This window comes from Ruegeria sp. MALMAid1280 (assembly GCF_049195285.1).
Lineage (GTDB): Bacteria > Pseudomonadota > Alphaproteobacteria > Rhodobacterales > Rhodobacteraceae > Ruegeria.
The window spans coordinates 1-275 of the sequence record NZ_JBMIRT010000052.1 but is presented as its reverse complement, the minus strand read 5'-3'; the positions used below and the strand labels follow the sequence as shown (position 1 = coordinate 275).

The 275-nt window shown below is 62.2% G+C and carries 1 pseudogene; it reads right to left on the bottom strand.

What is annotated here, in order from left to right:
- A pseudogene (locus tag ACOQFT_RS14395) lies at window positions 1-275 on the bottom strand (cupin); the annotation flags it as partial.

The following is a 275-nucleotide window of genomic DNA, read 5'->3' as shown; positions in this document are numbered from 1 at the left end:
TTGCTGTCATAAAGTACGCCGTTATTGCCCAGCACCAGGCCATGGGCCTGCGCGTCCTGAATGACTTGCGGAGCCCAGGTCACACCGCCACCGGCATCGTCGCCACCCAGCATCGACATGATCATCCCGTAGTCCTGGCCGACATTCTCGAACCCGCGGAAGATGCCCGTCGGGATGTTGAAGATGTCGCCCTCCTCGGCGATGAACTCGCCCGCCGTGCCATAGCGGCCCCAGAAGAACCGCCAGCGACCTTTGGCGACAAAGAACACCTCGGC